The 26,204-nt window shown below is 62.6% G+C and carries 22 protein-coding genes and 1 pseudogene; 10 read left to right on the plus strand and 13 right to left on the minus strand.

Annotated features, from left to right (window positions below):
- Positions 1–73: 73 nt before the first annotated feature.
- Entirely contained in the window at positions 74–934 is an 861-nt protein-coding gene (locus HHL24_RS38355) for an alpha/beta hydrolase (RefSeq protein WP_169490514.1), read from the minus strand.
- A 223-nt stretch (positions 935–1,157) separates the two neighbouring features.
- Positions 1,158–2,267, minus strand: a complete 1,110-nt coding sequence (locus tag HHL24_RS38360) for an OpgC domain-containing protein (protein ID WP_169490515.1) — start codon at positions 2,265–2,267, stop codon at positions 1,158–1,160.
- 567 nt (positions 2,268–2,834) lie between these two features.
- On the opposite strand from HHL24_RS38360, the gene HHL24_RS38365 reads away from it, so the two are divergent.
- Positions 2,835–4,007: a porin gene (locus tag HHL24_RS38365; protein WP_169490516.1), complete on the plus strand. Its 1,173-nt coding sequence runs from the start codon at positions 2,835–2,837 to the stop codon at positions 4,005–4,007.
- Positions 4,008–4,059: 52 nt separating this feature from the next.
- Here HHL24_RS38365 and HHL24_RS38370 read toward each other — a convergent pair whose 3' ends face one another.
- Positions 4,060–4,359 carry a hypothetical protein gene (locus tag HHL24_RS38370; protein ID WP_206003199.1) on the minus strand — a complete coding sequence of 100 codons (300 nt, stop codon included), beginning with the start codon at positions 4,357–4,359 and terminating at the stop codon, positions 4,060–4,062.
- Positions 4,360–4,716: 357 nt separating this feature from the next.
- Complete coding sequence (locus HHL24_RS38375) at positions 4,717–5,304, minus strand: NUDIX domain-containing protein (protein WP_169490518.1); 588 nt, start codon at positions 5,302–5,304, stop codon at positions 4,717–4,719.
- A gap of 123 nt (positions 5,305–5,427) precedes the next feature.
- Between HHL24_RS38375 and HHL24_RS38380 the strand changes: the two genes are divergently transcribed.
- The 6 genes from HHL24_RS38380 (at position 5,428) to HHL24_RS38405 (ending at position 13,844) form a co-directional block, all read left to right on the plus strand.
- Positions 5,428–6,183, plus strand: coding sequence for a DeoR/GlpR family DNA-binding transcription regulator (locus HHL24_RS38380; RefSeq protein WP_169490519.1), 756 nt, complete (start codon positions 5,428–5,430; stop codon positions 6,181–6,183).
- A 479-nt stretch (positions 6,184–6,662) separates the two neighbouring features.
- Positions 6,663–9,491, plus strand: coding sequence for a xanthine dehydrogenase family protein molybdopterin-binding subunit (locus HHL24_RS38385; protein WP_169490520.1), 2,829 nt, complete (start codon positions 6,663–6,665; stop codon positions 9,489–9,491).
- Entirely contained in the window at positions 9,488–10,252 is a 765-nt protein-coding gene (locus tag HHL24_RS38390; RefSeq protein ID WP_169490521.1) for a (2Fe-2S)-binding protein, read from the plus strand. The genes HHL24_RS38385 and HHL24_RS38390 overlap by 4 nt, the downstream gene beginning before the upstream one ends.
- A complete protein-coding gene (locus tag HHL24_RS38395) occupies positions 10,249–11,523 on the plus strand; it encodes a cytochrome c (RefSeq protein ID WP_230417751.1) in 1,275 nt (424 codons plus the stop codon). The genes HHL24_RS38390 and HHL24_RS38395 overlap by 4 nt, the downstream gene beginning before the upstream one ends.
- Positions 11,524–11,748: 225 nt before the next feature.
- Positions 11,749–12,165, plus strand: coding sequence for a hypothetical protein (locus HHL24_RS38400; RefSeq protein ID WP_169490522.1), 417 nt, complete (start codon positions 11,749–11,751; stop codon positions 12,163–12,165).
- 704 nt (positions 12,166–12,869) lie between these two features.
- Positions 12,870–13,844, plus strand: coding sequence for a peptidoglycan DD-metalloendopeptidase family protein (locus HHL24_RS38405; RefSeq protein ID WP_206003200.1), 975 nt, complete (start codon positions 12,870–12,872; stop codon positions 13,842–13,844).
- 138 nt (positions 13,845–13,982) lie between these two features.
- On the opposite strand, the gene HHL24_RS38410 is transcribed toward HHL24_RS38405, so the two are convergent.
- Both HHL24_RS38410 and HHL24_RS38415 read right to left on the minus strand, forming a co-directional pair.
- Positions 13,983–14,801, minus strand: a complete 819-nt coding sequence (locus HHL24_RS38410) for an alpha/beta fold hydrolase (protein ID WP_169490523.1) — start codon at positions 14,799–14,801, stop codon at positions 13,983–13,985.
- A gap of 485 nt (positions 14,802–15,286) precedes the next feature.
- Positions 15,287–15,685: a hypothetical protein gene (locus HHL24_RS38415; protein ID WP_169490524.1), complete on the minus strand. Its 399-nt coding sequence runs from the start codon at positions 15,683–15,685 to the stop codon at positions 15,287–15,289.
- A gap of 442 nt (positions 15,686–16,127) precedes the next feature.
- Between HHL24_RS38415 and HHL24_RS38420 the strand changes: the two genes are divergently transcribed.
- The 3 genes from HHL24_RS38420 (at position 16,128) to HHL24_RS38430 (ending at position 20,219) form a co-directional block, all read left to right on the plus strand.
- A complete protein-coding gene (locus tag HHL24_RS38420) occupies positions 16,128–16,583 on the plus strand; it encodes a (2Fe-2S)-binding protein (protein ID WP_054036421.1) in 456 nt (151 codons plus the stop codon).
- 1 nt (position 16,584) lies between these two features.
- The gene (locus HHL24_RS38425; protein WP_169490525.1) at positions 16,585–18,828 is read left to right on the plus strand and encodes a xanthine dehydrogenase family protein molybdopterin-binding subunit; all 2,244 of its coding nucleotides are present in this window, start codon (positions 16,585–16,587) and stop codon (positions 18,826–18,828) included.
- Positions 18,829–18,938: 110 nt separating this feature from the next.
- Positions 18,939–20,219 carry a c-type cytochrome gene (locus tag HHL24_RS38430; protein WP_169490526.1) on the plus strand — a complete coding sequence of 427 codons (1,281 nt, stop codon included), beginning with the start codon at positions 18,939–18,941 and terminating at the stop codon, positions 20,217–20,219.
- 127 nt (positions 20,220–20,346) lie between these two features.
- On the opposite strand, the gene HHL24_RS38435 is transcribed toward HHL24_RS38430, so the two are convergent.
- The 7 genes and pseudogenes from HHL24_RS38435 to HHL24_RS38465 all read right to left on the minus strand — a co-directional run.
- Positions 20,347–21,003, minus strand: coding sequence for an amino acid ABC transporter permease (locus HHL24_RS38435; RefSeq protein WP_169490527.1), 657 nt, complete (start codon positions 21,001–21,003; stop codon positions 20,347–20,349).
- Positions 21,004–21,005: 2 nt separating this feature from the next.
- Positions 21,006–21,758, minus strand: a complete 753-nt coding sequence (locus tag HHL24_RS38440) for an amino acid ABC transporter permease (protein ID WP_169490528.1) — start codon at positions 21,756–21,758, stop codon at positions 21,006–21,008.
- A 122-nt stretch (positions 21,759–21,880) separates the two neighbouring features.
- Positions 21,881–22,705 carry a transporter substrate-binding domain-containing protein gene (locus tag HHL24_RS38445; protein ID WP_169490529.1) on the minus strand — a complete coding sequence of 275 codons (825 nt, stop codon included), beginning with the start codon at positions 22,703–22,705 and terminating at the stop codon, positions 21,881–21,883.
- 77 nt (positions 22,706–22,782) lie between these two features.
- A complete protein-coding gene (locus tag HHL24_RS38450; protein ID WP_169490530.1) occupies positions 22,783–23,856 on the minus strand; it encodes an ABC transporter ATP-binding protein in 1,074 nt (357 codons plus the stop codon).
- A gap of 49 nt (positions 23,857–23,905) precedes the next feature.
- Positions 23,906–24,796 (minus strand): ABC transporter permease, encoded by an 891-nt coding sequence (locus HHL24_RS38455; protein ID WP_169490531.1) that lies wholly within the window; start codon positions 24,794–24,796, stop codon positions 23,906–23,908.
- Positions 24,793–25,788, minus strand: coding sequence for an ABC transporter permease (locus HHL24_RS38460; protein ID WP_169490532.1), 996 nt, complete (start codon positions 25,786–25,788; stop codon positions 24,793–24,795). The genes HHL24_RS38455 and HHL24_RS38460 overlap by 4 nt, the downstream gene beginning before the upstream one ends.
- Positions 25,785–26,204, minus strand: a pseudogene (locus HHL24_RS38465) (ABC transporter substrate-binding protein); the annotation flags it as partial. The gene HHL24_RS38460 and the pseudogene HHL24_RS38465, both read right to left, overlap by 4 nt.

Here is a 26,204-nt window from a genome sequence, read left to right on the forward strand (position 1 = left end):
CAATTTGCCGGCGCAATCAGGAGTGCTGATTCGCCGGCCTACTTTTCCTGATCGCGCCGGCTGATGCGCCGGCCTACTTCTCCTGATCGCGCGCCGACTGTTTGACGCAGCCCAACGTATATTTTAGTGCGGCGGGCAGCAGCGCGCTCCAGACATCCCAGGTGTGGCCGCCGTCGATGATGCGCAGCGCCGCCGGATTCCCCGCCAGCCGAAGATGCGTATACAGCGATGACGCATCGGCCTGGATCGCGAGGTCATCGTCGCCAGCGGCGATGAACATCGGCAGGCGATACGACTGGCTCATGTACCGTTCCCATTGCGCCGGATAGTTGAGCGCATGCCAGACGTGCGGATCGAACTGCCGGTCGCCGAACACGCCGACACGGCGCGCCGCCGATGCGAGCGGCGGCTCATTGGCATAGATCGCGGGACTTAACAGGAGCGCGCCGCAAAAGAGCTGGGGTTGCGTCATGGCGTAGCGCAGTGCGCCGAAACCGCCCATCGACACGCCGCCGATCATCCGCCCGCCGCGTTGCGTCGCGACCGCGTAGCGCGTCTCGATCTCGGGCAGCAGGTCGCCGAAGAACGCGGTCTCCATCTTCTCCTTGCGATCGACATACCAGTCCGTGCCGCCTTGCGGCATCACGATCGCGACCGGCGGCATCTCCTTGTGCTCGATCAGTGCGTCGGCGGTCGCTTGCAGGTGGCCCTGTGTGAGCCAGTCGTTAGCGTCGCCGTTGTTGCCGTGCAGGAGGTAGAGCACGGGAATGCGTGCGGCGTCGTGGCGATAGCCGGTGGGCAGATAGATCGTGTAGGCCCAGTCGCGGCCGAGCGCTTCGGAATGGAAGCTTCGGCTGATGACGGTGCTGGCGCTCGCCGGTGTGCCGACAGCAGCGCACAGCGCGAGGAGTGCGGAATGTAGGAATAGACGCATGTCAGAGTAAGAGGCCGCCGCGCAGGTTGCGCGCGGCCGTCATGCTATCAGTATCGGCAGTGGAAATTGGCAAGCGGCAAGCGGGAGAAGCGACAACGTGGTTTCTCGTTGGGCACGCAAGCGGCAAGCGGCAAACGGAAAACAGCAAGCGGTAAGCGACAGACGCCAACACAGCAAGCGGCAACACACCCAAAGCTCGCGCGTGCACGCGCACGCTGCTTACTCAGGGCGACGTTCTGAGACGCAAGCTCCAGAGGCGCGTCGTTAAGCGCTTGAGCGGCTCCGACGCCTTGGCGACGGCGAACAGTGCGCCGACCGCACATGCATCCGCCACCAGCCCGAGGGGATAGTTCAGATAGCCGTCGGTCGCGGCATACAGCACCGAATCGACGACCAGCGAAATCACGGCGCCCGCGATAAAGCACAGCAGCCCTTTGCGGCCGATCATGCCGACCCACGGCATCCATTGAGCGAGCTTTCTTGCCCAGCCGAGCTGGATCAGGTTCGCGACGAGCCAGGCAATCGCGAGAAAATTGACCGCGCGCAGGTAGGAGAGGTTTTGCTTAAGGCTGCCATCGAGCGGTTCTCGTTCGATAAAAAGCTTGTAGTAGGCCGCGGCGGCGACCACGGCGAACGCCAGCACGCTGACCAGCCAGCCGAGACGGTGCGCGCTGATCCGCTGATAAACCGGCTGGCAACGTGCCAGCACGCCGAGCACGAACAGCAACTGCCAGGCAAACGGGTTGAAATCCCAGTGCATGTCCGGCGCGGCGGGCAGGTAGGCGTCGATAGCCGGTGCGCCCGCCCACAGCGCGATGCTGCCGGCCAGCAGTAGCCACGGCTTGCTGCGCGCGAGCGGCAGGATCATGGGCACCAGCAGCGCGAAGAACGCGTACATCGGCAGCACGGAAGCGAGATACGGCTGACGCCGAAATAGCAGGATGTCGCGCAGGGCGGCTACGGGGGTGTCCATCAAATCGTCGAGATCGGTGGTGGCGAGATTCGGGCCGTCGATACTGAACGCGCTCAGCACTGCACTGACCAGCAGCATCAAGCCGGCAGTGATGAGGAACGCACGATAGATTTCGAGCGAGCGCCGCAGGAAGCGGCTGCGCGCGGTCGCCTCGTTACGCCGTTCGGCGAGCGCGGCGTAGGCCGTCGCCGTGGCGAAGCCGCCGAGGAACACGAAGACTTCAGCCGCGTCGCACAGCGCATACGCATGCAGCGTGACGCGCGACAGAATGCTGCCGCCGATGTGATCGACGACGATGATCAGGAGGACCAGCCCGCGAAAAAAATCGAGCTCAAGCAAACGCGATTGCGACTTTTGCATTGTGTGGCGCCAAAAGCAGCCCCGTGCGACGGCGCGCCAGGTAGTCCAGCGCGGCAAGCGTCTCACAAAGCTTTTTGAAATTGGAATGGGTGTTGCGGCGGACGGCCGCCCCGCGGATGGCCGCCCCGCGGAGGTCCACCGCGCGGGGCGGCCATCCGCGTCGCCGCTTGAACCGGGCATGCGAGGCTCGGTTGCAGAGGCCTTTAAAAATGACCCGTTTGACGGCGCGGAGTTCCGCTGCGGCGCCGCAAAAGCTTTCGATTATATTTCCTTCCATGACAAGCCGCTACGGAACGCGCAGGGACGGCAGGGCCCATGCGACAGTCGGCTTAAGTCCGGGTGGCGCGGCGCCGTTTACCTGAATAAGCGCTGCGAAAAAAGGGGCTGCCCGACGCAGTGGAGATTTCGCAACGTTTTGAGATATGGGCGTGACACCCGATGGACGGCGACGTAACGGCGTGTGAGGATTTCCTCAAAGCGCGTCGGGGTCGATAAACGCCTCGAGAAGCGTCAAAAAGAAAGCGGTCGGATCGAGTTGTCCCATTGCTCGAGCTCAGGGAGATCTTCATGAACAAGCAAGTGTTCGCGCTGGCTGTCTCCACCACTTTGTCCGCCATCTCGTTAGCAATTTTCTCCCTGCCTGCTTGTGCCCAGACGAGTGTGACGCTGTACGGCGTACTCGATGAAGGCATCAACTACACGAACAATGTCGGCCGCGGCCATGTCTATGAACTCGCGAGCGGCGATGCGCAAGGCAGCCGCTGGGGCCTGAAAGGCGCCGAGGAACTGGGCGGCGGCCTGAAGGCAATCTTCCAGCTGGAAAACGGCTTCGACGTCAGCTCCGGACGGCTCAATCAGGGCGGCCGGATGTTCGGCCGCCAGGCATTCGTCGGCTTGAGCTCGGAGCCATACGGCACCTTGACGTTCGGCCGCCAGTACGATTCGGTGGTCGACTATCTGGCGCAGGCTACAGCCAACGGCAACTGGGCCGGTTCACTGTTCTCGCATCCGTACGATAACGACAACACCGACAACTCATTCCGTCTCGACAACAGCGTCAAGTACACCAGCCCGTCGCTCTCGGGCTTCCAGTTCGGCGGCGTCTACAGTTTCAGCAACGACACCAACTTTGCCAACAATCGCGCGTACAGTTTCGGTGGCCAGTACACCTACGGCGGACTGCTGGTGGCCGCGGCGTATCTGCAGGCCGACAATCCCAGCAACGGCTCAAACGGCGCGATCACCGCGAACGACGCCAGCTTTATCGCCGCCCGCATGCGCGTGTTCGGCGGCGGCATCACGTATACCTTCGGCCCGGCCACCGCCGGCTTCGTGTACACCAACTCGAACTATCTGGACCCCACCGGTAACGGCTATCTCGGCGTGACGCCGCTTGTGGCGCCGGGCGTGTTGTTGAACTCGCTGAAGTATCAGAACTTCGAGGTGAACGGCAAGTATCAGATTTCGCCGATGCTGTTCGTCGGCGCGCAGTACGTGTACACGATGGAAACCTACGACGCCTCGAGCGGCGGCGTGAAGCCGAAAATTCATTCGTTCGGCTTGATGGCGGACTACAACCTGTCCAAACGCACCGACGTGTATGTTCAGGGCGAATATCAGCAGGTGACCGGCGACTCCACCTATTCGATTCTGGACGATGCCTTCACGCCCGGCACCCAGTCGCCGTCATCGACGTCGAAACAGGTCGTGGTGCGCGCGGCGATACGGCATAAGTTCTAGGGACGACGGGAGGGCGAGACGGCCGTCTACTTCTGGCAGGGGCACGGTCGATTCAGTTCATCACATAGTTCTGAACCAGAATCCCGATGACCACGCCGGCGGGAATGCCGAAGGTCCTGCCGCGAATGGTCGCGCTCAGATCTTCGTCGAGTACGAAGCTGCAGCGGCGTTCACGCCAGACGGTTTTATAGGCCAATGGCTTTGCGTCGACAATAACGAGGGAAATGAGCGCGGTCACGATGACCTGCTCCAAAGCATGCAGCTTCGCCATAAACGGCGAAAATTCACCGGCATTGCACAGCAACACCATCACGATTGCAGCGACCAGGGCGCCGAAAAAGAAACCACCCATGAATCTGTTCGCTGAATTAAGAGAATCCACTTAAACCTCAAATCATCCGCCGGCTTTATCGAGCTGGCGAAGTAAAAAAATATACTGACGGAAATGGCTTTCCTGTTTAAAGACCGGCCTCGCTTTGACTGCGAGGCAACCAGGCTTCAAAAGGACCCGTAAGGATATTTTTTTGACGTTCTTCAACATATCGTCCCTTTCCCAACATCACGTGGGATCAATCCGAAATGCCTGGCTCGTGGCCAGGCCGCTGACAGAACAGCGGTAGCGGCAGCAGGGCGCTCGTCACACGCGGCGTATGCGACCATGCCCGTCACTTCGGTCTTGTCGAGCGACCTGCGACCTGCGAGCCGACGCCTACGCGCCGAACAGATTCAACTTTGCGTACTGCAACAACATGATGGTCTTCCCGTCGACGATCTCGCCGCGCTCGACCATCGCCAGCGCTTCGTCCACCGGCAGTTCCAGCACCTCGATGTCTTCGCCTTCGTCGGCAATTCCGCCACCCGCGCCGACCTTGGCCACTGCATCGTATTCGGCGACGAAAAAGTGCAGCTTTTCCGTGACCGAACCCGGGCTCATGAAGGCTTCGAATACCTTGCGCACTTCGTGCACGCGGTAGCCGGTTTCCTCTTCGACTTCGGCACGGATGCGTTCCTCAGGCGAGGCCGCCTCCAGCAGGCCCGCCGGCGCCTCGATCAGCATGCCGTGATGACCGTTGACGAACGCCGGCAGGCGGAATTGCCGCGTCAGCACCACCGTGCGGCGGCGCGCGTCATACAGCAGCAGCGTCGCGCCGTTGCCGCGATCGTAGGTTTCGCGGCTCTGGCGTTGCCAGCTGCCGTCCGCACGCTGGTAGTCGAAGGTGGTTTTCTTCAGCACGTACCAGTCGTCCGATAGCACTTTCACGTCGACAATCCGCACCCGCTCGGCGATCTCGTTCATGGCTCGCATCCTGTCCTGTTGGGAAACGCGGTCTGCACCGCATGCATTTCATGGTATCGTGCAGTATCGTGCAAAAACAAGAAATTTCGTGCAATCCGCAAAAATGCTAACAGGATCATCGCCGTGCTCACATCGCAAAGAAAACAGTTGATTCTTGAAGCGCTCGAGCGTGACGGCCAGGTGATTGCCAAGACCTTGAGTGCGGCGTTCGACGTCTCGGAGGACACCATCCGGCGCGATCTGCGCGAACTTGCCGCCGAGGGGCAGCTTCAGCGCGTGCATGGCGGCGCGTTGCCGGCGTCGCCGGCGGCGGTGGATTTTGCCGGGCGAGAGCACATCGAATCGGCGTCGAAAGCGGCGATTGGCCGGGCGGCGGCGAGCCTGATCGGGCGCGGCCAGATTGCGTTCATCGACGGCGGCACGACTGCCGTGCAACTGGCGCGTCATCTGCCGCGCGACTTGCGGGCGACGATCGTCACGCACAGCCCGAGCGTCGCCGTCGAACTGGCGGAGCACATGGAGCTCGAGGTCATCATGATCGGCGGGCGCCTGTTCCGGCATTCGATGGTCAACGTGGGCGCCGCAGCGATTGAAGCCCTCAGCCACGTTCGCGCCGACCTCTATTTCATGGGCGTGACCGGCGTGCATCCGCAAGCGGGCCTAAGCACCGGCGATATGGAGGAAGCGTACGTCAAGCGCGCGCTCGCGGAACATGCGGCGGAAACGGTGGTGCTGGCGTCGGCGGAAAAACTCAATGCGGCGTCGGCCTACAAGATTGCGGACGTGTCGGCGGCCAGCACGATCGTCGTTGAGCGGAACACGGCAGAGGCGCTTACTGCGCCGTTCGAAGCAATGGGCATCACGATTTTGCGTGCTTGATTGAATCTGCTCGCGATTCAAAAGCAGCGATCGCGACGAAAGGATTCAATGCGCTTCTCGAAAAAATAGCGGCCGTAATCAACTCGTGAGATAGATTAAAACGCGCTGTAAATCCGCCGCCATAACGCCTCATACCCAATCCGTTATTTACGAGATAGCTGACAAAAAATGACGCACCGGGTGTCTAAACGGCGCGATAATCCCGGCCCTTGCCCTCTGTAGGGCAGGGAAAAAGGCAACTTACGGTAGTTCAAGGTAGATCAGATCGACTGCGGCATAGCCGAAGTGATGGCCGCTGCACGTCGCCGGTACGCCCGGGCGCGCGCAAGCGCCCGTGATTCGAACACCTCCCTCGTGGTTTACAGCCGTTCAGTGCAGCTCCGCCGCGTGTAAGCTTGTACGCGGCCACGCCGCGACGGCCTGTGTTCCGCGTTCGTCCTGCTATCGGGTTGCCGCTGTGTTCACTAAAGGAGAAGTCCATGGGGAAACTCGACCTTTCGCGTCGTAGTTTTCTGAAGGCCAGCGTGTTGGCGGGTGTGTCGGTGTATATCGCGCCGATGGGCAGCCGCGCATTCGCTGCGTTGTTCGAAGAAAAAATTCTGACGCCGGTTCAGTGGGACGCCGCCAACGGCCAGGCGAAATTCCGCATCGACGGGATCGCCAAAGTGACCGGCTCGAAAGTGTTCGCGCGCGACATCCGCGCCGCCGACATGCCGCACTGGCCGCAGCAGCAGTCGCACGCCTTCATCCTGCGCACGACGCAAGCCGACCGCAGCTATGAAGGCTTCGACCTGGCGCTGCTCGGCGACGAACTGAAGCCTGACCGCGTGGTCACAGCGGCCGACTTGACGCGCGACGGCCTGATCTTCCCGGCCTTCTACGGCGACGACATGTTGCTGCCGCCGGGCAAGACGCCCGCGTATCTCGGCCAGGCGGTTGCGATCCTGATCTATCACGACTTCGCGCGCTTCCGCTTCGCGAAAGACAAACTGAAGTTCCAGGATCAGATCATCCGTTACGGCGCAGAAACCGGACCGCTCGAACGTGATCCGTGGGGCACGTTCCGCTTCGTGCGCGTCGGCGGCAAGACGCCGTATGACGACGACATCTTCTCCAGTCTGAAAGACGCACCGGTGTTCCCGAGCATGATGCGCAAGCACCAGCCGGTGTGGCCGGACGGCGTCGAACACGGCAAGCTCGACGAGCAGGGCATGTTCCATGCCGGAGAGATCCAGCAGGAACTGGATCATCCGTCGGCGGACTGGCTCGTGCTGGAGCGCGAGTACAACACGCAGTCGATCGACACGGCCGCGCTCGAACCCGACAACGCGAACTGCTGGTATGACGCGGCGACGCAATCGCTGCACATGGTCGTGCCGACCCAGGCGCCGCAGGAAGTCGTGGAAAGCGCGGCAGGCATGGTCGCGAAATGTGCGTTCCCGGTGAAGAATCTGTTCATGCACCCGTGCTATACGGTCGGCTACGGTTCGAAGGACCACTTCAACGTGCCGTTCTACGGCCTCGTCTGCGCGATGTATGCGGACGGACGCCCGGTGCGTCTTGCCAACGATCGCTACGAGCAGTTCCAGACGTCCTTGAAACGCCATGCGTTCAAGATGAACTACCGGATCGCCGTCGATAAGAACACCGGTCTGCTGCAATCGTTCAAGGCCGCGATGGAAGCGGACGGCGGCGGTCGTTGCAACTTCTCGCCGTCGGTGGCGATGGTCGGCGCGACGGCTGCGCAATCGATCTACTACTTTCCGAAGAACGATCTCTCGGCGGTTGCCATCGCCTCGCGTGCGATCGACGCCGGTTCGGCGCGCGGCTACGGCACGCTGCAAAGCATGGCCGCGACCGAGATGATGGTCGACGAAATCGCCGCGCAACTGAATCTCGATCCGATCGACTTCCGCCTGAAAAACGCGCTGCGTTCGGGCATGAAAAACACGCAGGGCGCCGTGCCCGCCGGCGCGATTCGCGTCGACGATGTGTTGCAGAAGGCGAAGGTTCATCCGCTGTGGGTGAATCGCGCGAAGCGTAAAGCCGAGTTCGAAGCCGCGCACCCGGGCAAGCGTTATGGGGTTGGCTTTGCCTGCGTGCAGAAGGACTTCGGCACGGGCGCGGAAACCTCGTTCGCGAAGGTTGAGTTCAGCGCCGACGGCAAGATCGGCCTGCAACACACGGCGGCCGAAATCGGCACCGGCATGTCGACCTCGCAGGCAATCGCAGTGGCGAAGTGGCTCGGCAAGCCGGCTACCGACGTGCATGTCGCGGTCACCGATTGGCCGGATCTGCCGGTCGTCACGAGCGGCGATCCGTACATGATGTCGCAAGCGGACCAGGACAAGCTCGCTGCGAATCCGCGCTGGTCGCCGGGTTATGCGTCGCCGTCGAGCGCGACGAACTCTGCGTTTTACTTCACGCACAGCACGCGCGAAGCGGCGCGCGTCGTCTTCGCGCACGGCTTGTGGCCGGCGGCGATGGCGATCTGGAGCCAGGGCGGCGGCGGTGGTCAAGCCGCGCCGCTCGTGGTGCGCATGGAGGACGCGCGTTGGGTCGACGGCAAGCTGTCCGCGGCGGGGCTCGAAGCGCTTTCGTTCGAACAGCTCGCGAAGAAAGCGCACGAGTTGGGTCTGGTTACCGGTGCGACGGTGCACGTGTTCAATCGCTGGCAATGGACCGAGTCGGACTTCGAGATCGACGGCAGCGTTGAGCGTCTGCCGCTCGACGGCCTCGCGCTGCGCTATGGCGATAACGCTTCGGCCGATAAAAAGAAACTGCAAAAGACGCCGAACCATTACCGCGTGCTCGACCGTCAGCGCGTGTTCATTCCGCCGGTTCAGCGCAATAACGCGGCGGTCACCTACTACAGCGCGGTCGGCACGCTGGTCGAACTGTCGGTGCATGAAGCGAGCGGCAAGGTGGACTTGCTCGCGCATCACTCGATCATGGAATGCGGCAATCAGCTCTCACCGCAACTTGTGTCGGGTCAGTTGCAAGGCGGTCTCGCAATGGGTATCGGCCATGCGCTGCACGAGTATTTGCCGCTCTACGAGGACGGCCCGGGCAACGGCACGTGGAACTTCAATCGCTACCACTTGCCGCGCGCGACGGACGTCGCTGTCTGGACCCAGACCGGCGAAGTGCTGCCGCCGCTGACCGAGACCGACCCGCCGAAGGGCATTGCCGAAGTGGTGATGATTCCGGTGGTCGGCGCGATCGTGAATGGCATCGCGCACGCGATTGGACATCGCTTTACCGACCTGCCGGTCACCCCGCAACGTATTCAGAAGGTGCTCGCATGACGGCCCCCACTCAAACTTCCGCTAATGCTGCGAGCGCCGCCGTTGCCTCAGGCAAAGTCTCTAACGCATCCGCTGCTGCCGCGGCTTCCGCTGCTGCTGGCGCCTCGGGCGCTGCCGCCGCTAACCCGGCTTTCGCTGCCTCCAGTGCGGCGGCGTCTGCAGGCGTCCCGGCCAGCGCGCCGGCCGCAACCGTGGTCGAGCGTCCGCTGACGCATTTCCGCACGCTGCCGGTGTCGGTCAAGGTGAACGGCGAGATCGTCGGCCCGACCGACGTGCCCGCCGGTCTGATGATGATCGATTTCCTGCACGAGTACCTGCATCTGACCGGCTCGCGCCTCGGCTGCGGCCAGGGCATCTGCCACGCGTGCGTCGTGATCGTCGACAAGCCGGACGGCACCAGCGAAGAAGTGCGCACCTGTATCACGGGCGCGAATTTTTTCCACGGCAAAACCATCCGCACGATCGAAGGCCACGCAAAGCGCAACGAAGCAGGCGAGGTCGTCGAACTGTCGCCGATCCAGCAGAAGTTTCTCGAGCACTTCAGTTTTCAGTGCGGCTACTGTACGCCCGGTTTCGTCAATGCGGCGACTGTGCTGATCGAACGTCTGAAGCGTCAGCCGATTGTCAAAGACCAGGTCGAGCAAACCATCACCGAAGCGCTGAACGACCATATCTGCCGTTGCACGGGCTACGTGCGCTACTACGAAGCCGTGAAGGAAGTCGTGATGACGACGCCCGGCCTCGTAAAGGACGCCGCATGATGAGCCCCTCGATGAATTTGCGTCGTGCGTTGCTGTTGCTCGGCACGGCTGCTTTGCTCAGTGCTTGCGGCAAACACGACGACTCCGCTGCTGCGATGCAGGCAGCCGCCGCATTGGGCCCGCAATCCACCGCCGCCGATCCTCTTGCGCGCGGCCGTTACCTCGTGAAAGCCGCCGATTGCGCCGCCTGCCACACCACGTCGGATGGCGCGCCGTTCGCCGGCGGCGTGAAACTGGCTTCGCCGTTCGGCACCTTCTACGGCACCAACATCACGCCGGATAAGGACCACGGCATCGGCAACTGGAGCGCGGACGATCTCTACAAGGCGCTGCACGACGGCGTCACGCCGACCAAGCAGTTGTATCCGGCCATGCCGTACACGTCTTACCGCCAGTTGTCGCGCGCGGATAGCGATGCGATCTACGCGTATCTGATGGCGCAGAAGCCGGCTGCCGTGGCGAACCACGAACCGGAGTTGTCGTTCCCGTTCAACATGCGTTTTGGCGTGCGCTTCTGGAACTGGGTGTTCCTGAAGGACGCGTTGCCGGACGCATCGAAGGGACAATCTCCCACGGGGTCGGCGGACTGGAATCGTGGACGCTATCTGGCAAGCGCGCTTGGTCATTGCGCCGAATGCCATACGCCGCGCGGCAAGTTCGGCCAGCTCGACGGTGCGAAGCCGCTGACGGGCGCGGCGCTCGGCCGGATCGCCGCACCGGACATCACGCCGCACGGTTTGGCGGCGCGTGGCTGGACGGCTGCGGATCTGCAGACGTTCTTCGCCACCGGCATTGCGCCGCAAGGTTCGGCCTTCGGCGAGATGTATCCGGTTGTGCATCTGAGCAGCCAGTACATGACGCATGACGATCTGCGCGCGATGTCGACCTATCTGCTCGGCGACCAGGCGCCAGCGCCGCAACCGTTGCAATCGGTCTCCGCCGATGCCGCGCAACTCGAGGCGGGGCGCAATGTGTATCTCGCGGTGTGTGCCGGCTGTCACGGCCTTGGCGGCGAGGGCAAACCGCACGTCGCGGTGCCGATGCACGGCAACTCGACAGTGCGTCAAGGCGATGCGCATAACCTGATCGTGGCGATGCTCGACGGCATTGGCGCGCAGGATTTCCCGGGCCTCGAACGGATGCAGGAGATGCCGGGCTTCGCCACGCAACTCAGCGACACGGAACTCGCGCAACTCGCGAATTATCTGCGCGCGACGTATGGCGGCCAACCCGCCGACGTCACCGCCGATGCGGTGAAAGCGTTGCGATGAAACATGCCATGCGTCAGGGCGCTGCAAGTCTGGCGTCAGGCGTTATGTAAGGAAGAGCCGGTGCCGTTAAAGGTACCGGCTTTTTTTATGCGTGTTATGCATCTGTGAATGGCGTGCAATGAACTCACGCGTCATGGTTTGCTCAAATGGTATCGCGCGGTTGCCGCCCGGCGGCGCGCCCTACGTTTCGCCGCAGGCCAATCTGATTCCCTTCACGGAGACTTCATGACTAATAGCGCGCCGCAGACGCTTCCCCACCATAGCTACGCTAACTCGCTGGGTGCGCCGCTGGCCTGTGTGCAAGGCACGATCAGCAAGGTGTTCCTCGCCCCGGAGTTTCACCATGCCGCCAATCATCAGCAATTTGTCATCACGATCGACACGGTCGTGAAGTTCGACGGCGGCACGCAGAACCTCGTCGGCACTGAAGTATTCGTTGCCGTGCGCTTCGGTGATAGCGAAGGGCTTGCGCAGGAAATCCCCGGCTTGCAGGTCGGGCAACCGATCGAGGTGCAAGGCGAATACATTGCCGAAGCCAGCGCCTATCCAACCGCCGATAACAACAACCCCGTTCTACCGGTACTGCACTTCACGCACCACCCGGTCGGCTACGTGAAGTATCAAGGCCAGACCTACAGCTAGTCGACCTGGTCTTATCGAGCCGGACGGGCATTGCGCCCGTCCGCTCGCCCACGCATTTTCCGCTCCACGTTCACGCTCGCGCCGACCGGCAATTCAAGTTTTGGCGGCGCTTTGCCGTTAAAGCAAACGTTGCCGTCAGGTCGTCCGGCGGCGCAGCCGTTCACATGTCTTTGCGATCGTGCGCGTAGAGGCGTCAGGCCGACACCACGCATAAGGCGCGGACCGACCTTGTGCGCCGGGTTAGGCGGCCAGGGCCGCGGCGACCGGACCTGCACCGGGCAGCGGCTGCTCAAGGGCTTGCGGCGCCGGATTGGTTGCACACGCAACCATATCTGCAATACCGTGCGTAAGGTTTGTATCAGAATGTGTGGGGCAGGACGCTTTTTGCAAAACGCACTTTACAATTCCGCGTGAATTTTAATCGGCAATCTGGCCCTTTTCGCGGAAGATCGCCTGATATTGGGCGTCCGGGCATTCGGGTATCGGGGTATCGGGGTATCCGAGCTTCCGGCATCGGGCTTCGAGAGCCTGAGCGTCCGAGCATCCGGCAACGCGAGAGGGATTGGGTTGGACGGCAGGGCACGGGTGGGGCCGCACGAGGCGGCCTCGCTGTGTCGCGAAAGAAAGCAGCGCTTCGTCAGAACGCGCGCATCCCACGCGACAGGGCAGCACTCGGTCCGCCAATAAAAAAGCAGGAGTCGAACATGTTGGGAAAGCGTTTCGACAGAACAATGATGGCCAGTCTGGCTGGCGCGTGGGTCGCGCTGGCGGTCAGTGGTTGTGCGAATGTGGGACAGCAGGGCGCGCAAACCGGTGCGGCATCGGGTGCATCGGCTGCGTCCGGTGTGCCGGCGGCGGCTGCAGCGCCGGCTTCCGATGCGCTCGCAGGCACGTCGGTCAAGCTAGCCGCTGACGACGGCACGCCGCTTAAAAAGGCGCCGCCTTTGGTGTATCGCGTCAAGCGTGGTGACACCTTGGCGCGCATCGCGCAGCATCATCATTGCAGTGTCAGGCAGTTGCAGGCGTGGAATGGCCTCAAGCCTTCTTCGCGGTTGAAGAAGGGGCAGGTGCTGCATGTCGCCTCGCCGGAAACGGTGCGGGCGGTTAATGTGGCAAACGCAGCGGCAAACGCGGCGGCGGCCGCTGCGAAAGCTGCTGCGGCGTCCGCGCCCGCTTTTCCGCTCGCGGCGCAGCAGGCATCGGCGGCAACCGCCGCGCAGGCAACGGCGCAGTCGGCCACGCAATCACCCGCACCCAGCGCCGCCGAGGCGCGCGAAGTCGCGCAGGAGACTTCCCGGCATGCGAACGGCGTGTTGCTGGCGTGGCCTGCGGGTGGCCGCGTAGTCGAGGCGTTCCAGCCGGGCGAAACGCGCGGCATCGAAATTGGCGGCAAGGCCGGCGATCCGGTGCGGGCCGCGGCCGACGGCAAGGTGATGTACGCCGGCACGGGTCTGAATGGCTACGGCAGTCTGATCATCGTCCAGCACAACAAGGACTTTCTGACCGCCTACTCGCACAACCGCAAGCTGCTGGTGAAAATCGGCGACATCGTGCGGCAGGGGCAGCAGATCGCCGAGATGGGCGACGAGAATAACTCGCGCGTCTCCGTAGGCTTCGAGTTGCGCCGCGACGGCAAGCCGATTGATCCGATGCCGTATTTGCCGCAAGGCCGCGGCTAGGCACCAGCCGGCGATTGTTCGCCACCTCTGGACAAGCAGCGAACCCGGCCAATCATTTGCCGGGTTCGCTGCTTTGTCACATCCATGTGTCTGGCTCCAGTACTGGACAGATCGGCTAACGCCTGCGCGCCCTCAATCTCAATCGAACCACCGCAACGCTGCCGCGACGATCGCTTCGGGTGCATCTTCCTGCATCAGATGACCGGCCTTAGGCACGGGTTGAAAGCGCGCCTCGGGTATGACCGCCGCCAACTGCCGGCCGCGTTCGAGCGGAATCCACTGGTCTTCTTCGCCCCACAGGATTTGTGTCGGGCAACGCATCTGCGAATAACGTGCTTCGACCTCGTCGGTGTAGCGCTGATCCATTTGGGCGATCTGTCGGTAGAACGCGGCTTGGCCCGTTGTTCCGAGCCACGGCGTCACATAAGGCGCGAGTTCCTCGTCCAGAATGTCGCGAGCGATGGCGCCACGCACATATGCCTTCACCACCGCTTCGTGGATGGATGGCGGCAGCCCGGCGAAGGCCGCGCCGTGTTCGCGCACGTGCCGCACGAACGGCGAACCCCAAGGTGCGACGGCGACCGGATCGATCAGCGTGAGGCTGCGATAGTCACACCCGTCAATGAGATGCGCGCGCAAGGAAGTCGCGCCGCCGAAATCGTGCGCGACGACGTCCGGACTCTTCAGTTGCCAATGCGCGAGCAATTCCGCTAGCAACACGTTCTGCACGCCGAGCGAGACGTCCTGAGCGTCGCATTGCTCGGATTGGCCGTAGCCAAGCAGATCGTAGTAATACACGGTGCGAATTTGTGCGAGGTGCGGGGCGATGCGATGCCACACATACGAAGAAAACGGTGTGCCATGAACCAGCACCAGAGGCGGACCGTTGCCGGTCACGCGAAAGCGCACGGTTTGATCGCGGAACGTATAGCTTTCGGGAAGCGGCCAGTTTTGCATAGCGGGGAGCGTCGCGAGAAGGTCTGCTTACCTTAGCAGGGCCCGCCAAAGCGCGCTGACCGGTTTGTCGTAGCATCCTCTGAAGACCCCGCGCAAAAGGCCTCCCGCAAAAGCTCACCTTTGTTTTATTCAGCAAAGCCAGGCAAATTCAAAAGAGTGTGACTCACAGCGTCGCCGGATTGATCGGCAGAGCACTGCGGACACCGCGCACTGTTACGAAACGAGCATAAATCACCTTGAAATAAGGTGTCGTTGTGTTTGGCTGAATTCGGAAAGCCTGGTAATCGTCGAGGACGCGTCGATTCTGTATTCGACGAGACATCAACCAGACGGCGCGTGATCGACCGAAATGCGCGCCTCGCAATGGTGAGCGAATTCGGGAGCCGAAGGCGCAGCCATCACGGGACGCCGTGCTGCCGCCTTCAACCACAGCGAGGACGTCCAGCTAACGCCAACGAAGCCCAGGCGAAGTAATGCGCCGCCGCCTACTTCGCTTCAGTGCCGCGCAGCAGTTGCGAGACCTGGCCGTGGTGATGCAGGATCGCCGGGTCGGCATGCAGGAGCGGCAAGTAGCGCGGCAGGAACGCGTTGTTGGGCTGGTCGGGAGAAAAGAGGCCGGTGACGGCTTCGACTGCGGCGAGACGGTCGGTGGCGTCCGCTTCTTTATCGTCGAGAATCTCGTCGACGTTCGCGATCACCGTGGAGAGCGGCGTGAGCCAGCGGAACGCGGAGCCGTTGATGAGCACCTGCAGGAAGGCCGCCGGCGTCACGGGGCCGAATTCCTTTTCGTACGACGCGCGCTCGTGATCGAGAATCGACTTATGCAGCGCCAACAGCGGTCTGCGAATCTCCGAGAGGAATTGAATGCATTGCTGGTCGTTCATCTTGTCGCTCCTTCGGATAGTCATGCCGGATCAAGCCGGGCGATCGGGTCAAGCCAGATCCATGCTAACAAAATCGCTCGAGGATGCATCAATAAGAATGATGCGCGTACGCAAAGCGCGTCAGATCAAGCCAATGCGACAATGGTAACGCATTGATTTGACTCTCGTTTCACTTCCAGCGGGGGCGGCGGCCGCGTCTTTCTCGTCGCGTGGGCATGCTGCGGACATGTGCACTCAGTCTGCGAACTTCTTTCTCCGCGGCTACAATTTCCAGGTCTCTTCCAGCGCACTCGCGCTGCGCATCATCTACTGTCCTCATTGAACTGCAGCCGCATCGCGTATTAGCGCGGCTTGTCGAATAAACACGGCAAGTCTTTGCGTTTTGGTTCGACGTCTCTGTCTAAACAGACTGATAAACAATAAATCCCACCCGGAGCCGCCCATGACAACGTTCAACATCAACGGCCAGACCCATACTGTCGACGCGCCGCCCGACATGCCTCTGCTGTGGGTTTTGCGCGACCTTGTCGGGTTGACCGGCACCAAGTTCGGTTGCGGCATCGCTCAATGCGGCGCATGCACCGTGCATCTCGATGGCGTCGCGGTGCGCTCGTGCGTGCTGCCGGCGGCGGCTGTCGGCGATAAGAAAATTACCACCATCGAAGCGGTCGGCAGCACGCCGGCCGGCCAGAAGGTGCAGCAGGCATGGCGTCAGCTGGACGTCGTGCAATGCGGCTACTGTCAGTCGGGGCAGGTGATGTCGGCGGCCTCGCTGATTGCGAGCAACCCCAATCCGACCGACGCGGATATCGACGCCGCCATGGCCGGCAACATCTGCCGCTGTGGGACGTACAACCGCATCCGCGCGGCGATCAAGCAAGCCGCGAAGGGAGCCTGACATGTCCCAGGGATTGCTCGATGCTCAAAACGGCGCGCAGCCGTCGAAGGGCGGCAAGGGCGGCATCACGCGCCGCACGTTCCTGAAGTTCAGCGTCACGGTAGGCGCGGCAACGGGCGGCGGCTTGCTGCTCGGCTTCAGCATGCCGGCCGCCAGTCAGGACCAGAAGGCCGGCAAATCGGTAATCGGCGGCGATGCGGACGAAGCGCCGCAAAACGGCGTATTCGCGCCGAACGCCTTCATCCAGATCGACACGGCGGGCAAAGTCACGCTGGTGATTCCAAAGGTCGAAATGGGGCAAGGCATCTACACGTCGATCCCGATGCTGATCGCCGAGGAGCTCGAAGTGCCGCTCGACTCGGTCACGCTCGACCATGCGCCACCGAACGAAAAGCTCTTCATGGACCCGCTGCTCGGCGGCCAGCTCACCGGTGGTTCGACGTCGATCCGCTATGCCTGGGAGCCGATGCGCAAGGCGGGCGCAAGCGCTCGCGTGTTGCTGATCAGCGCCGCCGCGCAGCAATGGCAAGTCGATCCGGCAAGCTGTCATGCGCAAGCCGGGCAGGTGATTCATGCGGCGAGTAATCGCAGCATCGGTTACGGGCAGTTAGTGGACGCCGCGGCGAAGCTGCCCGCGCCGCAGAACGTGCCGTTGAAAGACCCGAAAGATTTCAAGCTGATCGGCACGCCGGCGAAGCGTCTCGACTCACCCGAGAAGGTTGACGGCACGGCCATGTTCGGACTGGACGTGCGCGTGCCCGACATGGTCTACGCGGCCATCGCGAATTGCCCGGTGTTCGGCGGCACGCTCGCCAGCGTCGACGATACCAATGCGAAGAAGATTCCCGGCGTGCGCCAGGTCGTCAAGCTGGATAACGCGGTCGCCGTGATCGGCGATCACACGTGGGCTGCCAAACGCGGTTTGCAAGCGCTGGATATCAAATGGAACGAAGGCGCGGGCGCGCAGATAGGGATGAAGCAGATCGTCGACGATCTCGCCGCTGCATCGCAGCGCAATGGCGCGGTGGCGCGTAAAGATGGCGACGTCGGCAACGCGTTTTCAAACGCGAAGACACGCGTCGACGCCGTATATCAGCAACCGTTCCTCGCGCACGCCACCATGGAACCGATCAACTGCACGGTGCACGTGCGGCCCGACGGCTGCGATGTCTGGCTCGGTTCGCAAGTGCCGACGCGGGTGGTGGACGCCGCGGTTGCCGTCACGGGTTTGTCCGCTGACAAAATCGTCGTGCACAACCATCTGATCGGTGGCGGCTTTGGCCGGCGGCTCGAGTTCGACATGGTCACGCAGGCGGTCAAGATCGGCAAACAGGTGTCGACGCCGGTGAAGGTACTGTGGACGCGCGAGGAAGACATCCAGCACGACATGTACCGGCCGTACTACTACGACAAGATCTCCGCCGGACTCGACGCGAACGGCAAGCCGATCGCGTGGCAGCACCGGATTGTCGGCTCGTCAGTGATGGCGCGTTTCGCACCGCCGGCGTTCAAGAACGGTCTCGACCCGGACGCGGTGGAGGTCGCCTCGGACCTGCCGTACGACCTGCCGAATCAACTGATCGACTATGTGCGCCAGGAACCGCATGCCGTTCCCACCGCGTTCTGGCGCGGCGTGGGACCGACGCGCGGCACCTTCGTGGTCGAGAGTTTCATCGACGAACTCGCCGCGCAGGCGAAAGTCGATCCGGTCAAATATCGCCAGGATCTGCTGGGCAAAACGCCACGCGCGCTGAACGTGCTCAATACCGCCACGCAGGCGGCGAACTGGGGCAGTGCGGTGCCGAAGGGCCAAGGTCGCGGTGTTTCGGTGATGCATGCGTTCGGCAGCTTCTTCGCGATCGTCGTCGACGTGGCGGTCGATCAGGGCGAGGTGGCCGTCAAGCGGGTCGTGTGCGCGGTCGATTGCGGAATGGTCGTGAATCCGAACACGATCGAAGCTCAGGTGCAAGGCGGCATCATCTTCGGCATCACGGCCGCGCTTTATAGCGAGATCACGATCAAGGACGGTCGCGTGGAGCAGAACAACTTCACCGACTACCGGATGCTGCGGATCGATCAAACGCCGCCGATCGAGGTGCATATCGTGAAGAGCAGCGAGGCGCCAGGCGGCATCGGCGAGCCGGGCACGGCGGCGCTCGCGCCCGCTCTGACCAACGCGATTTACGCGGCCACCGGCAAGCGGCTGCGGCAATTGCCGGTCGGTAGCCAACTGCAATCCACCTGACAGCTTTGCATGGGGCCAGAGTAAGTGCTTTGCATGGGACCAGAGTAAGCGCTAAAGCGCCAACTCTGGTCGACAGCTCAAGCGCTAACTCTGGTCGACAGGAGCCAAACATGAAAAACACACTCAAGGGTTTCGGTACGGCGCTGTGCGTGGCATTGCCGTTCCTGACCCAAACCCCGGCGCAAGCAGCGGATCAGGCGCTGGTGCAGCGCGGCGCCTATCTGGCGAAGGTTGGCGATTGCGTCGCGTGTCATACGGCGCCGAAGGGCAAACCGTTCGCGGGCGGCCTGCCGATGACCACGCCGATGGGCCAGATCTACACCACTAACATCACGCCGGATCAGCAAACCGGCATCGGCAATTACACGGAAGAGGACTTTGCAAAAGCGATGCGCGAAGGCGTCGCGAAAGACGGTCACAACCTGTATCCGGCGATGCCGTATCCGTCGTATGCAAAAGTTAACGACGACGACATGCAAGCGCTGTACGCGTACTTCATGAGCGGCGTGGCGCCGGTGCAGCAGGCGAACCGCGAACCGGACATCAAATGGCCGTTGAACATGCGCTGGCCGTTGAAGTTCTGGAACATGGTGTTCTTGGAGAAGGGCGTCTATCAGGACAAACCGGGCAAAGAGGTGGCGTGGAATCGTGGCGCGTACCTCATTCAGGGTCTGGGACACTGCGGCTCGTGTCATACGCCGCGTGGCATCGCGTTCCAGGAGAAGGCGCTGGATGAAAGCGGCAGCGCGTTCCTGACCGGCGGCCTGCTCGACGGCTGGTTTGCCGCGAACCTGACCGGCGAGCATAACGTCGGCCTGGGTCGCTGGAACGATCAGGATCTGCAGGCGTTTCTGAAGACTGGCGCCAATCGCCACGCGTCGGCGTTCGGTTCGATGACCAGTGTGATCAACAACAGCACGCAGGGCATGAACGACACCGACATCGCCGCGATGTCCACGTACCTGAAGTCGCTTCCGCCGGCGGGCGGCAGTGGCGCGCCGCCTTATGCGTATGACCCGCAAGCGACGAAGGTGTCGTTGAACCGCCCGGCGAACGATGCCGGCGCGCGCGTCTACACGGCGTATTGCATGCACTGTCACGGCGTCGATGGACGTGGCTTTGCGCCGATGCTGGCGCCGTTGGCCGGCAATCCGAACGTGCTGGAGAAGGATCCGTCCTCGCTGATCAACGTGACGCTCAACGGTACGGAGGATCTGGTGATCGGCGGCATTCCCGCGCCGTATCCGATGCCGAAGTACGCGCCGGTGCTCAACGATCAGCAGATCGCCGATGTACTGACCTTCGTGCGTGCCGGGTGGAATAACGGTGGATCGGCGGTCACGGCGGGTGACGTGGCGAAGTTGCGGAAGTCGACCCAGGCGGCGAGGTAGTCAAATCGCTGTGGCAACAAAAAACGGCAACCGCGTGAAACGGTTGCCGTTTTTTTTACGAATGCGTGTTAGGGCGACTAAGCGTTCTGGGAGGAGTTCGTTGCGGCAAAGAACAGCCAACGCCAGGTCACCGGTGCTGCCCCACCTTCTGCCGCTTCTCCAGCACTCGCGCATACCACGTCAACGGGAAGCACATCGCGAAGTAAATCATCGCGACCATGCCGTAGATCGGGAACGGGCGGAATGCGGCGTTAGTGATCATCGTGCCGGTCTTGGTCAATTCCGTGAAGCCGATGATCGACGCGAGCGCCGTGCTCTTCACCACCTGCACGAGGAAACCAACCGTCGGCGCCACGGCGATCTTCAGCGCCTGCGGCCAGATGATATAGCGCAGTTGCTGGCTGAACGTCATGCCCAGGCTCGCACCCGCGGCCCACTGACCACGTGGCACGGCTTCCACGCAGCCGCGCCAGACATCGACCAGATACGCGCTGGTATAGAGCGTCAGCGTGACGGCCGCCGCAACCCAGGGCGAAACATCGACACCCAGCAACGGCAGGCCGAAGAACGCCAGAAACAGCTGCATCAGCAACGGCGTGCCTTGAAACACTTCCACATACACCACAACGATCCGCCGCAGCCACGGCAACGGCGACACGCGCATCGCGAGCAGGATCAGCCCGACAATGCCGCCGCCGACAAACGCGATCAGCGACAACAGCACCGTCCAGCGGGCGGCGAGTAGCAGATTGCGGGCGATGTCCCACAGCGTGAATTCGACCATGATCAACGCTCCGTCGGCAGAGTGCGGGCGCCGCGCCACATCAGGCGGGTGCGCCAGTTACGCGGCGCGCTGTCGCTGCTGCCGCCGCGCGCCACGCGGCCCGCGAAGAGGCCGCGGCCGAGCCGGTTCATGAGTTGCCGCAACACGATCGACAACACCAGATACGTCGCGGTAATGATCACGTAGCTCTCGAACGAGCGGAAGTTGCGCGACTGGATGAAGTTGGCCGCGTAGGTCAGATCGGGCACCGAGATCTGTGAGACCACCGCCGAGCCGAGCATCACGATCAGCACCTGGCTTAACAACGCGGGAAACACGTTGGCGAGCGCCTGCGGCAGCACGACATAGCGAAACACTTGCCGTCCCTGCAGGCCGAGCGCTTGCGCCGCCTGCACCTGGCCGCGCGAAATCGAATCGATACCGGCGCGTACGATCTCGATCGCGTATGCGCCGAGATTGACGGTCATCGCCAGAATCGCGGCTTGCACTTCGTCGATATGAATGCCGAGGCTTGGCAAGCCGAAGAAGATGAAGAACAACTGCACGATAAAGGGCGTATTGCGGATCAACTCGACGTAAGTCGCAACCACCCAGCGCGCCCACTTCGGGCCGGCCACCGCGATGCTCGCGCCGCCAATGCCGACGAGACCGCCGAGCAAGGTGGACACGGCGGTCAGCCCCAGCGTGACGGCGACGCCGCGCGCGAGCAGCCCCGCATAAAGGCCGAAGCCGCTGAAATCGAACGCATAAGTCATGGCATGGCGCTCATCGTGAGGTCAAACTCCAGCGCGCGCCCCGAAGGAAGTCCCCTTGGGGGAGACGCCCCGAAGGAGGTCCCCCTTGGGGGACCGGCTTGGGCAGTCCGCGCAAAAAAGGTTCAGAGGTCGGCCGGCAGCGGCGCGCGCAGCCATTTCTGCGAAATCGCATTCATGGTGCCGTCCTTGCGGGCCTTGGCAATCGTTTCGTCGACTTTCTGCTTCAGACGCGGCTCGTTCTTGTTCAAACCGACGTGATCCGGCGAGCTGAACAACGAGAACTTCTGCTCCGGATCGTTCGCCGGATGACGCGCGAGAATGGTTGCGCCGACGTCGTTGCCGACTACCATCAACTGTACCTGACCAGAAAGAAACGCCGAAATTGCGCCGTTAGGATCGTCGAACCTTTTGATGTTCGCCGTGGGAGGTGCGATCTTGGTCACGCTCAGGTCTTCCAGCGTGCCGCGCGCAACCGAAATCGACTTGCCGGCGAGGTCGGCGGCGTTCTTCACGGGCAGCGTCTTCGGGCCGAACACGGCGAGGTAGTACGGCGCGTACGGCTGCGAGAAGTCGATCACCTTTTCGCGTTCCGGTGTCTGGCCGACTGAAAGCAGCATGTCAGCCTTGTGGTCGGCGAGGTAGGCCATGCGGTTGTCGCCTGTCACCTGCACGAGTTCGACCTTGGCGTTGAGCGCCTTGCCGATCAGGTTGGCGACGTCGATGTCGTAGCCCATCGGCTTCATGTCCGGGCCGATCGAGCCGAACGGCGGGTAGTCCTCGAATACGCCGATGCGTACCGTCCCAGACTTGGCGATATTGTCGAGCGCGTCGGCATGCGCGGCCGACGGAAAGGCGCATAGCGCGCCGAGGCCGGTGAAGGCGAGCGTCGCGGCGAGGGTAGCGAAGACGCGGCGGGTGCTGTTACGGGCAACTTGCGGGTGGTTCATGGTCTTTCCTCTGTCGAAAACTTGGTATTGGAATGGGATTCAGTGAGCGCTTCAGTGGCGTTCTTTATTGACGCGGTTTAACGAGCCGCGCGGGCAGCAATCAGTTTGCACGCGTGCGGCGGCAATTCCGCGAGCACCGGCATGCCGAGCGTCAACCCGGGCGTTTCGCGCGGCGTGGTCGCGGCAGTCAGGGTGAAACCTGCACAATCGATCGTCGCTTCGAGCGACGCCCCCACGTCGCGGATAAAAGTCACCGTGCCCGCGAGGCGGTTTTGCCCCACAGCGTCGGACGCCGATTTGACGCACACGTCTTCCGGCCGGATCAGCAGACGGATATCGCTGTTGGACTCCGGCACCCGCGCCGGTTGGGCAACGGCAATGCGCCTTCCGCCCGGCAGACTGACGCCGCCCGCGCCGTCATAAGTGACCGGCAGAATATTGCCGAGCCCGATGAAGTCAGCCACGAATTCGCTGACCGGATCGCGATAAATATCGAGCGGTTTGCCGACTTGCGCAATCCGGCCTTTCTCCATTACCACGATCTCGTCGGCCATCGTCATCGCTTCGCGCTGATCGTGCGTGACCATGATCGTGGTGATGCCGAGACGCTGTTGCAGCAGCCGGATTTCGACCTGCATCGCTTCGCGCAGCTTGGCGTCGAGCGCGGAGAGCGGTTCGTCGAGCAGCAGCAGTTTCGGTTGCGATGCGATTGCGCGCGCGATCGCCACGCGTTGCCGCTGGCCGCCGGAGAGTTGCGTGACCGGCCGGTTCGCCATATGCGGCAACTGGATCAGCTCCAGCAATTCAGTGACGCGGCGTGCTTGCGCGTCCTTCGCGGTCTTGCGTAGCTTGAGCGGGTACGCGACGTTCTGCGCGACCGTCATATGCGGAAACAGCGCGAGCGACTGAAACACCATGCCGAAGTCGCGCTGGTTGGCGGGCAGGTGCGTGATGTTACGGCCGGCAAAGTTGATGCTGCCCGAGCTCGGCGTTTCCAGCCCCGCGATCATCCGCAGCAGCGTGGTCTTGCCGCAGCCGGACGGCCCGAGAAAGCACACCAGCTTGCCGTCGGGCACGCTCAGGTCGACGCTGTCGACGGCATAGGCCGCGTTGAAGCGTTTGGTCACGGCCTGCAAGGTCAGATGGGTCATCGAATGCTCCAGCAAGAAGGCGTCAAGGCAGCGTGAATCGAAAGGGTGATCAAAGCGCCACCCCTTCGTCGCCGATCAGCTTTTCGAGCAGCCAGATCAGCGCGAAGTCGATCGCGACGATGAATACGGCGAAACAGAACACGGTCGGATCGAGCGACGACACCGTGCGGCTGTAGAGCCACACCGGCAGCGTCATCGTGTCGATGCCGTACAGAAAGAACGTCACCGTGAATTCGTTGAACGAGACGATGAACGCGAACAGCATGCCGGCGAGAATGCCGGGGCGCATCAGCGGCAGGATCACGTCGATCAGCGCGCGGGTCGGGCTCGCGCCCATCACGCAGGCGGCTTCCTCGAACTCGGGGCCGATTGAGGCCACCGACGCCGCGCAATTTTTCACGGTGAACGGCAGCGCCAGAATCACATGCGCGATGATCAGGCGGAACACGCCAAGTTCGATCGGCAGCACGTTGAACACCAGCAGCAGCGACAGGCCGAGCATCACCAGCGGATAGACGAGCGGCAACGCCACCAGTTGTTCGACCGCGGGTTTGCCGCGAAAGCGGTAGCGGCTCAGTGCGTAGGCGGCGGGCACCGAGACGAGCGTGGCGATGACCATCGTCGAGAGCGCGACGATCAGGCTCGTGCTGAGCGCGGCGCCCATTGAGAGCGAGTCGCTTGCATCCGGCGAGACGAAGCTGTGCCACGCCGCGCGGTACCAATGCAGGCCGTAGGCGTGCGGCGGGAATTCAAGCGTGTCGGCCGCGCTGAACGACATCGTGATCATCGTCAGGATCGGCAGCGCGGCGAGAAACAGCACGACGGCGGCGAGCAGCGCGGTAGCCTTGCCGAGCTGGCCCGGCATGGTCATCGGCAAACGGGGCAGACGGGGCAGACGGGGCGAACCCGGCAGACGTGGGGTTTGGATCGGCGTGCTCATGCGTGAGGCTCCTCGGCGAGACGTTGTGTACGGCGCACGAGGCGCTGCGACAGCGCCATCACGGTGAGCGTCGCGATCATCAACACGACGCCCGATGCGGAAGCGGCGGGCCAGTTCAACAAGGGCGCGACCTGGTCGTGGACCAGCACGGCGAGCATCGGCACGCGGCGTCCGCCGAGCAGCAACGGCACCGCGAAGGCGCTGGCGTTGTACGCGAACACGAGCAGGGCGCCGGACACGAGACCCGGCATGGCGAGCGGCAGCAACACATGACGCAGCGTTTGCCAACGCGTTGCGCCGAGCGTGGCCGCGGCTTCTTCATACGAGCTGGAGACCGCGCGCATCGCGCTCGACAACGGCAGCACGGCCAGAGGAAACGCCGTCTGAATCAAACCGAGCAACACGCCGTGTTCGCGATACAGCCACATCACCGGGCGGTCGACGAGGCCGCTGCCGAGCAACGCATGATTGAGCAGTCCGGCCGGACCGAGAATGATCAACCAGCCATAACCTTGCAGCAGCAGATTGACGAGCAAGGGCAGCAGCACGCCTGCCAGCAACAGCCGCCGCGCGAGCCGCGACTTGGTGCGCGCCATCGCCAACGCGACGGGAATGGCCAGTAGCACTGCGCAGATCATGCTTTGGAACGCCAGCTTCAACGTGAGCCACAAGGACTTCAGGAAATAGCCGTCGAGAAGATCGGCGTAGTTCTGCAGCGTGAAGCCGTGCCATTCGTTGCCCTGGGTGCCGAAGCTCATGCGCAGCACGACGAGCGCTGCCGCGCAGAGTATGGCGAGAAATAGCAGGATGGGCGTGAGCAGAAGCCAGGGGCGCGCTTTCGCGAGCGCCGTGGACGCCTGCTCGTCCGGTGCGCCGGACGCGGTACCGGGCGAACCGGAAGCCGCGCCCGACGCATCACCCGACGTAGCGTCCGACGCCGCGCCTGACGTAGACGAGGCACGCCGCGAAAAGCGCGCGAACATCGCGTTCATGCCGCGAAGATCTCGGTGTAGCGCTTGATCCACGCCGGCTGCACGACGGCGAGCGCCTTGTCGTCATGCAGGATCGCTTTCTCGGCGATCTGCTTCGGGCTTGGCACGAACGCACGGCTCTCAGCCGGGATCACCGCCTTCGAATTGACCGGGCCGTTCAGCACGTCGGCAGCCATGCGGCCTTGCACGCCGGCGTCGAGCGAATGGTTGATGAACGCGTGGATCAGATCGCTGTCGGCGGGGTGCGACTTCGGGATCACCGTGAACATCAGTTGCGTGGCGAAGCCTTCCTTCATGCCGTAGGTCACGCCCATCTTGTACTCGGGCTTGCGGATCTGGTCGGGGAAAAAGGCCGGGGAATAGATGCCGCCGATATCGAGCGATCCGGTGCGGAACAGATCGGCCACCTGATTCGG

It is taken from the genome of Paraburkholderia polaris, from assembly GCF_012927345.1.
Taxonomy (GTDB): domain Bacteria; phylum Pseudomonadota; class Gammaproteobacteria; order Burkholderiales; family Burkholderiaceae; genus Paraburkholderia; species Paraburkholderia polaris.